This is a genomic window from Streptomyces sp. NPDC111507, from assembly GCF_055638955.1.
Genome location: NZ_JBVKBU010000051.1, coordinates 1 through 2,531, shown reverse-complemented (window position 1 = coordinate 2,531; position 2,531 = coordinate 1). Strand labels below are relative to the sequence as shown.

Here is a 2,531-nt window from a genome sequence, read left to right as displayed (position 1 = left end):
CCGGTCGAACTCATCGGCGGGGTGCGATTCCCGGCCATCGGAGAGCTGCCGTACTTGCTCACCCTCGCGGGCCACGGCTTCTACTGGTTCCGGCTGCGACGCGCGATCAACCCCGGCACCGCCAGGCGATCCTGACCGCACGTGATCGCACGTGATCGTGTGCCCATCGAAGATCGCTTGCCTCTGAAAGGACGTGTCGCCATGCCGAAGACCGCGTTGCACCGTCCGGGCAGCCATGCCCCCGCCGCACTGCTCACCTCGCTCGCCGAACTGCTGCGGCAATGGCTGCCGCGGCAGCGCTGGTTCGCGGGCAAGGGCCACCCCGTCACCGGTCTGAGCGTGGTGTCGTCGACCGAGCTGTACCCGGGCTGCCTGCATCTCCTGATACGCACCGAACACCTCGGCGGCTCCGACCCCGAAGGTCCCGGCACTCCCCCGCCCGACGACTGCTACCAGCTCCTGCTCGGCGCGCGCGAGGTCCTCCCACCCCGGCTCGCCCCCGCCTTCATAGGCCGTCCGAGCGCGGGCCCCCTGGCCGACCTCAGCGTGTACGACGCCTTCCACGATCCCGACGCGGCGGGTCTGCTCCTGGAACGGCTGCGCACGCCCGGGGCTGCGGGACCGCTGCTCTTCGAGCGGGATCCCCAGGTGACGGTCCCCTGCGGTCTCGCCCCCCGGCTCCTCGACACCGAGCAGTCGAACTCCTCGCTCGTGTACGGGAACTCCTTCATCCTGAAGGTCTTCCGCCGCGTCCAGCCGGGCATCAACCCCGACCTGGAGGTGCCCTGGGCGCTGGCCCGGCAGGGCTGCACCCGCGTACCCGCCCCCGCGGCGTGGTTCGGCACCTCGCAGCCGCGGGAGGCCACACTCGGGGTGCTCCAGCCGTTCCTGCGCGACGCCTCCGACGGCTGGACCCTGGCACTCCACTCACTCACCTCCGGCGGGGAGTTCACCGAAGAGGCATACGAACTCGGCCGGGCCACCGCCGAGATACATGTGGCGCTGGCGGCGGCGTTCCCCGTACGAGCGCCCAGTCCGTTGCAGCACCGGCAACTCGCGGCCGCGATGAGTGAACGGCTCGACACCACGGCCCGATCCGTGCCCCAACTCCGGCCGCACGCGGACGGGTTGCGCTCGGCCTTCGACGCGCTCGCGGCGCTCGACGCGGCAATTCGGCCGGCCCAGCGGATTCACGGCGACCTCCACCTGGGGCAGGTGCTGCGGGCCGGGCGGCAGTGGTCCGTCATCGACTTCGAGGGCGAGCCGGCCCGTCCGCTCACCGAGCGCCGGCGCCTCCAGTCCCCCGTACGCGATGTCGCGGGCATGCTGCGCTCCTTCGACTACGCCGCGCGCTCCCGCCGGCCATGGCGCCCCGAGTGGGCGCAGCGCTGCCGGGAGGCCTTCTGCGCGGGGTACGCCGCCGCGGCCGCGTGGGACCCACGCGAGGAGCCCGAACTGCTGCGCGCGTACGAGACCGACAGGGCCGTGTACGAGGTGCTGTACGAGGCGAGGCACCGGCCCGACTGGCTGCCTGTCCCGATGGCGGCGGTCGGTCGCCTCGCCGAAGGCGCGGGGGAACAGCATGGCGCACACCCCACCCAGCGCCCTGCCCCACGTCCAGCCGACCATCGCGTCGAGCATCACGCCGAACACCGCGTCGAACGTCCAGCTGAACGCCTGTGACGACGACCCGGAGCCCAGGATCCATCCGCCCCACCGCTTTCCCCGAGGAGGCTGAAGCCGTGGCAGTTCCCACCACCGCCGTTGGCACCAGGCCGGTAGCCGCGCTGGACGCGACGGACCGCGCGCGCCTGTTGTCGGGCGCCCACCACGATCCGCACGCGCTGCTCGGCGCACACCCGATACCGGGCGGCGTCGTGTTCCGCGTGCTACGACCGTACGCCGAGGCCGTCGCGGTGGTGGTGGACGGCCGCCGCACGGAGCTACGGGGGGTCGGTGACGGCCTCTTCTCGGGTGTCCTGCCGCTCGGCACGATCCCCGAGTACGTGCTGTCGGTGACGTACGCGGGCCACGCGTACGAGGTGCATGACCCGTACCGCTTCCTGCCCGCGCTGGGCGAGGTCGATCTGCATCTGATCGGCGAGGGACGCCACGAGGAGCTGTGGCGGGCCCTCGGGGCTCATCCCATGACCCACCAGGACGTGACCGGCACCCGCTTCACGGTCTGGGCACCCAATGCCCAGGGGGTGAGGGTCTGCGGGGACTTCTGCCACTGGGACGGCACCGCCTACCCCATGCGGTCGCTCGGTTCCTCGGGTGTCTGGGAGCTGTTCCTGCCGGGCATCGGCGAGGGAACACCGTACAAGTTCGACATCACCCGGCCCGACGGTACGCACACGATGCGCGCCGACCCGATGGCCCGCCGCACCGAAGTGCCTCCGGCGACCGCCTCGATCGTCACGGAGTCGACCCATATGTGGACGGACGAGGAGTGGATGGCGGGGCGGGGTGCCCGTCCGGTGCACGAGGCACCGCTGTCCGTCTACGAGGTCCACCTCCCCTCGTGGCGC

Annotated in this window: 3 protein-coding genes; all 3 read left to right on the top strand. The window is 71.9% G+C overall.

Annotation, left to right across the window (positions count from 1 at the left end; translation table 11 throughout):
- A partial coding sequence (locus ACZ7M2_RS52400; RefSeq protein ID WP_351710222.1) for an alpha-glucosidase C-terminal domain-containing protein occupies nucleotides 1-135 on the top strand: 135 nt, incomplete at its 5' end.
- A gap of 66 nt (nucleotides 136-201) precedes the next feature.
- Nucleotides 202-1,683, top strand: a complete 1,482-nt coding sequence (locus tag ACZ7M2_RS52395) for a maltokinase N-terminal cap-like domain-containing protein (protein ID WP_471601362.1) — start codon at nucleotides 202-204, stop codon at nucleotides 1,681-1,683.
- A gap of 59 nt (nucleotides 1,684-1,742) precedes the next feature.
- Nucleotides 1,743-2,531, top strand: a 789-nt coding sequence (locus tag ACZ7M2_RS52390; protein WP_471601361.1) for a GlgB N-terminal domain-containing protein, incomplete at its 3' end; no start/stop codon positions are given.

Coding starts and splice junctions, on each gene's coding strand:
- ACZ7M2_RS52395 (WP_471601362.1), top strand. CDS start 202: ATGCCGAAGACCGCGTTGCACCGTCCGGGCAGCCATGCCCCCGCCGCA.